This window comes from Parapedobacter tibetensis, from assembly GCF_024704835.1.
In the GTDB taxonomy this organism is placed as follows: domain Bacteria; phylum Bacteroidota; class Bacteroidia; order Sphingobacteriales; family Sphingobacteriaceae; genus Parapedobacter; species Parapedobacter tibetensis.
Map to the genome: position 1 here is coordinate 1 of NZ_JAMXBE010000042.1, position 5186 is coordinate 5186.

Below are 5186 nucleotides of genomic sequence, written 5' to 3' on the forward strand. Positions count from 1 at the left end.
ATCGTTTTGTGTCTTTACCATTCATCATGCTATCTGACTGAAGAGCTTTAATAGGATTGCCACAAGATAGAACGGATGCCCGGTGAAATCAGTGAGTAAATGCCAGATATCTAAAAAAAGAACCCCGTTCCATTTTCAGGAAACGGGGATCCGCCCCAATGGGATTAGGGGCTATCAACCTAAGGCAAAGCTAGACGTCTAAATACCAACGAGATTGGTTTTTCCAAATTCTTGATGTATCTTTGTTAAGAACAGGAGGTAAACATGGCAGTTAAAGAAAAAAACACAGCGGGATCACTTTCATCCACTCCAAGGTATAAAACCTACTCCATCGCCGAGGTTATGGCTGCTGGCGGTACAACCGCATTTGCCAATAAACTGGGTAAAAACCCTGCAAACATTCAGGATCGGCTCAACAAGCTGCCGAACGATGCTTTTTTAACAAAGGAAGAAGCTGATAAAGCGCTCGAAACGTTGAATGAAAGCAACTTATTGAGAGTGGTGGACAAACGGTTAGTGTTGCTGTCAAAACCGAATAGGTACACAAGCGTGGACACCGCAATGGTCATTTTAGACACACTAGATTCGAGCTTTTAACGATACCGTATGAGGAAAATCATTTACTTACTATTCTCTCTTTCGGCTTTTTCAAGCTGCTTATAGATATTCGACAAACCTTTCCCCGAACCGTTCTTTGTACATAGCGACCTGACAACCGGAATCCAAATCGTGGATTTCATGGCTTACATTCTCTCTTGGAATTTCCGATCTGGCAAATTAGCCAAGACATGCCGACGCGAACTCGACCCGTTCCTGAATATTATCAAACCCTCACGCTATCGTACATTCCGGAAAATCAATTCAGTGGTGACGTGAAAGCTATTGTTGTTGAAGTTCTTAAAATCAATCAGTTTAATGCCGGAAGTAGCTGTTAAGCGCTGATAAAATGTTTCACCAATATCTTCATAATCGCCTTCCAAGCTAACCTCGTCCAATACTCTTTTTAAATCTTCTAGTTGAGCGCTCGAATTGATTTTTTGTAAGCTTTCTAAAAATATCGACTCAAAAATATTGGTATCGTCTCTTCGAATTTGTTCTCTTAATGGAATATAGGTATAGCCTAATTTTATTAAATGAAGAAGCGCAGGAATTTTTACCCTTGAGTTTTCGTTAAATGCCATTATGCTGTTTCAAAGATTTTATTAGCCAATAGCTCCAGTTCCTTTTTGACCTCGTCAAAAGCAGGCAGCTTTCTGGATGCTATCTGATGTCCTAAACTGTTTTTCCATGCTCGTTTCACGGTGTTTTCACTCTTCGGGTTAATGAGTTGATCTACACCGGTGAATTCAAGTCCCTTAAATTCCATTTTTTCAAAGAAGGCTTGTTTTATCTCCGCCCATTCGAGATCGTTTACATGCTTGGACAAGTACCATATATCGAAGTAATCCCGAGGTGCTGTGTACGAGCGTTGTATCAACGCCCTCAATTTTTCAGACAATACTTCTCTTATATCATAGCAAGCAATTTCTTCTATTGCAGGAGTGAGTTGGTCTGAATAATCGTGATAGACTGTTTTTACGGTTGGTTCGAACAACATTTTTTCGTACTGGATTATTTCAATCTTGATCGAAGTGGTCCATCGGGAAGGATCGGGTGGAACTTGATCTTTGGAATGATCGGCTCCCCAAAACTTTACAATAGCAGCGTACCCAGTAGGCATATCATTGTGTCGAAGATCGGTTAACTTCTCAAGATGTAGTGGCATACCGGCACGTTCTTGTACCAACGACATGATCTGCCTCAATAAATCTTCTCCCAATTTAAAATCCGGATTGGTGGATGTGAAATCCAAATCTTCTGAAAAACGGTAATCTGGAAAATAGCACTTACGCAAACAAGTTCCCCCTTTAAAGATCAACGCTTGCCTACACTGCTCAATTGAAAATATGGCATCAATAAAATGTCCCAATACCCAATCCTTGTCAATGGTACTTCTGGACACTTCGTGTTCCAATGCTTTTTTCTCTATTTCCTTTTTCAGTATCATTAGTATTGTTTGGTAGATATATCTAGCAATTCCTCTCGGCTGATATTTAGCCTTAATCGCCATTCCGATACAAATTCCCCCTCGTCTAATCCCTGAGGATCAAACAAGTTATATTTGTTGTTTACCTGTTTCTTAGCAAAATCAATAAAAGGCTCCAAACCTGTGATGTTGAACAATTCAACCAAAAAGCCTATTCGTTTTGTAACCGCTATGTTCTTAACGGCTTGGCAATAAGCGACTATTTTATCAGGTTGCATTTTGGCTTGACCAACTGCTCTAATCAGTTCGGCATAGCCTCCCGAATGTTGTGGAAGGTCAAAACAATCTACAATCGTTTTTTCCACATCGGTAATGGGATATTGAAGATTACCATACCCATTGTAAATTATTCCCGCTTTTTTATAAGGTGCTATCTTTACAAATTTATACGAAGTGCCTAAAATCGCTTTATCATTCTTTTTATGAGTCGTCTGAATAAAGACCGTATTCGAAAACTGTTCTGTCAATCCATGTAGATTCAATGCCGACCAGTAAGCTACGGCGCTGTTCTCTACGATGAAAGTCCCAATGACATACTCATCCCTAAAGGTTTGCCTACAAAACTTACCCTTCTCAATTCGAGTAAGAAGCGACTTGTCTACTAGATTTTCTAAGATTTCGCTTAAATTGTCAAACTTCTGATCCAACAACTGTTCAATTTCGGAAAATTTGAAAATCTGTATTTCTTGGTCGTCCAACAACTTCAAGAATTCGAGCTGGGGCTTAGTTAGGTTTTCAGATATGTAAACGCTGTCTGCCATATTACCTTTTGCGGAACGATAAGACCTAAAAAATGGGTCTTATCGTTCTTCGATTGGTAAAGATATAAAACAAATGCAAAAAAACAACATTTCCCATTACCTAAAAATAGCTACTTAAGCTAAGCTGCACATTCGAAGCCGCAGGCAGCAGGAACCCCAATATGAGGAAAAGGTAGGCGAAATGCTTACGCATGATGGTTTGTGTTGGTCGTTTTATTGATAGTTAGTAGTTAGTGAATTGGGCTATTGATTATATGATGTTATTGATTCATTAGCTATATTTCTTAGGCTTATTGATTTATAATGGTAGTTATAACATGCAAGGTAAAACATCCGATTGAGAATTACAAATTTTGATTACCCAAAGGTAACCGTAGGAATTGCACGGGCATTACGGGAAACCGGAAGGTTGGCGGGTTTGATTAAAAATTATTTGTATAGCGGTGTCGATTTTACTACATTTGTTAGCAAACAAAATAATTGTAAACCAATAACCTAATGGAAAAGACAGATGTCGGAGTACAAAAAGATACATCCATCATTATAAAGGGTGTTAAGCGGCTTATCGAAACCGCGAGAAGCCGTGTTTCCGTTTATATTAATTCAGAAACCACTATACTTTATTGGGGGATTGGCGACTTTATCAATCGGGAACTTATCGAAAAAGATCGAGCAGAATATGGTCGCCAGATTCTTGCGACAGTGTCGCAAGAATTGACTTCCGCCTATGGGAAAGGCTACACATATACAGCATTAAGTAGAATGCGTAAAGTGGCTTCTGTATTTCCACGTGATATTATTGCGACACTGTCGCAACAATTATCCTGGAGCCATTTCATCGAGTTGTCTACCTTAGAGAACGAACCGAAACGCATGTATTATGCAGCATTCGCAGCATCAGAGCGATGGGGCGTACGTAAATTGCGAGATAACATTGATGCAATGGTTTTTGAACGTACCGCAATTGCTTCGCATGCAGAAGACAATATTACAAATGCTATAGCTTTTCTTCGATCCAAGCAGTCAATTGATCCAGAACTCGTATTTAAAAATACCTATGTATTGGATTTTTTAAATCTTCCCGCTAATTATAGTGAAAAGGAGCTCGAACAGGCATTAATAGACAACTTGCAAGAGTTCATTATGGAACTCGGCAACGGCTTCGCCTTTGTTGAACGCCAAAAACGCATTACGGTGGATACGACCGACTACCATTTAGACCTACTCTTTTTCCACAGAAAGCTCCGGCGGATGGTTGCCATTGACCTCAAACTTGGAAAATTCAAACCGGAATATAAAGCGCAAATGGAATTATATCTCCGATGGTTGCAGAAAAACGAAATGCAAAATGGTGAACAGTCCCCCATCGGTTTATTATTATGCAGTGAAGGAAACACCGAGCATATTGAACTACTTATGTTGAATGAAAAAGAAATTCGTGTAGCACAGTATTTGACCGAACTTCCGAGCAAAGAATGGTTTGCTGAAAAACTTCACCGGTCAATCGAAATGGCAAAACAAAGGATAACCGAAGATTTGGATGGAGAAGTAGATTTGGATAAATAATCCAAACAATATTCGCGCATCTATAGGAGCAAAGTTTAGTGTTGCTTACATACGACCGGATACATGCATTACAACCTATTTATACGTCACATTCCAGCACAGGGTTCATAACCGTGGATTGCGGATTTCCCCAGGATTTGGTAAAAACGGTTGTTTGATAAATTTACATTCACGATATTCGTTAGCAAACAATATAGCCATAAAGCTAACAACCTCATGGAGAAGACAGTTGCCAGGGAAATTGCGAAGAAGCGGTGTGAGTTGATAACAGGCAGGCTGATCATGCGTCCTTTCCGTGCGGAGGATGGTGCCATGATGTACGCACTCAATGAGGACCNAGGGAAATTGCGAAGAAGCGGTGTGAGTTGATAACAGGCAGGCTGATCATGCGTCCTTTCCGTGCGGAGGATGGTGCCATGATGTACGCACTCAATGAGGACCCAGAGGTGTTGCAATACACGGGCGACGTGCAGTTTGGAGACGTCGCTGCTGCCAGCGCATTTCTCCGTGACTATGACCAATATGAGAAATATCGTGTCGGCCGGCTGGTAGCTATCTTGAAAGAAACCGGTGAGACCGATTCCTCTACCAATTTCCGCAACGCTTTCCCTAGCCCATACGTTACTTTATGCGAGAATGATGTAGACGACGAGAATGGTGGAGGCGTATCAACTGACATCGCATTCTACATTAGAATATCGGCTCCTGACGGTTATCCCAAAAACAGATCACCGTTATTTCTTTTTCTTGAAGTGACGGGTATTTGAAATCAA

The 5186-nt window shown here is 40.5% G+C and carries 6 protein-coding genes; 3 read left to right on the top strand and 3 right to left on the bottom strand.

What is annotated here, in order from left to right:
* Window positions 1-264 precede the first annotated feature (264 nt).
* Entirely contained in the window at window positions 265-597 is a 333-nt protein-coding gene (locus NF543_RS24970; RefSeq protein ID WP_257670921.1) for a hypothetical protein, read from the top strand.
* 239 nt (window positions 598-836) lie between these two features.
* Here the strand turns inward: NF543_RS24970 and NF543_RS24975 are convergent, their stop codons facing one another.
* From NF543_RS24975 to NF543_RS24985, 3 genes are read right to left on the bottom strand one after another with little or no spacing between them, the layout of a single operon-like run.
* The gene (locus NF543_RS24975) at window positions 837-1181 is read right to left on the bottom strand and encodes a type I restriction endonuclease (RefSeq protein WP_257670922.1); all 345 of its coding nucleotides are present in this window, start codon (window positions 1179-1181) and stop codon (window positions 837-839) included.
* Window positions 1181-2047, bottom strand: coding sequence for a nucleotidyl transferase AbiEii/AbiGii toxin family protein (locus NF543_RS24980; protein ID WP_257670923.1), 867 nt, complete (start codon window positions 2045-2047; stop codon window positions 1181-1183). The genes NF543_RS24975 and NF543_RS24980 overlap by 1 nt, the downstream gene beginning before the upstream one ends.
* On the bottom strand, window positions 2047-2847 hold the full coding sequence (locus NF543_RS24985; RefSeq protein WP_257670924.1) for a type IV toxin-antitoxin system AbiEi family antitoxin domain-containing protein: 801 nt from the start codon (window positions 2845-2847) through the stop codon (window positions 2047-2049). Before NF543_RS24985 ends, NF543_RS24980 begins: the two co-directional genes overlap by 1 nt.
* A gap of 498 nt (window positions 2848-3345) precedes the next feature.
* Here NF543_RS24985 and NF543_RS24990 point away from each other — a divergent pair, with 498 nt between their 5' ends.
* Window positions 3346-4413 (top strand): PDDEXK nuclease domain-containing protein, encoded by a 1068-nt coding sequence (locus NF543_RS24990; RefSeq protein ID WP_257670925.1) that lies wholly within the window; start codon window positions 3346-3348, stop codon window positions 4411-4413.
* A 365-nt stretch (window positions 4414-4778) separates the two neighbouring features.
* Complete coding sequence (locus tag NF543_RS24995) at window positions 4779-5180, top strand: GNAT family N-acetyltransferase (RefSeq protein ID WP_257670926.1); 402 nt, start codon at window positions 4779-4781, stop codon at window positions 5178-5180.
* Window positions 5181-5186: the final 6 nt, after the last annotated feature.

Excerpts from the sequence above, each read along its gene's own strand:
- NF543_RS24985 (WP_257670924.1), bottom strand. The coding sequence starts at position 2,847 with ATGGCAGACAGCGTTTACATATCTGAAAACCTAACTAAGCCCCAGCTC.
- NF543_RS24990 (WP_257670925.1), top strand. The coding sequence starts at position 3,346 with ATGGAAAAGACAGATGTCGGAGTACAAAAAGATACATCCATCATTATA.
- NF543_RS24975 (WP_257670922.1), bottom strand. The coding sequence starts at position 1,181 with ATGGCATTTAACGAAAACTCAAGGGTAAAAATTCCTGCGCTTCTTCAT.
- NF543_RS24980 (WP_257670923.1), bottom strand. The coding sequence starts at position 2,047 with ATGATACTGAAAAAGGAAATAGAGAAAAAAGCATTGGAACACGAAGTG.
- NF543_RS24970 (WP_257670921.1), top strand. The coding sequence starts at position 265 with ATGGCAGTTAAAGAAAAAAACACAGCGGGATCACTTTCATCCACTCCA.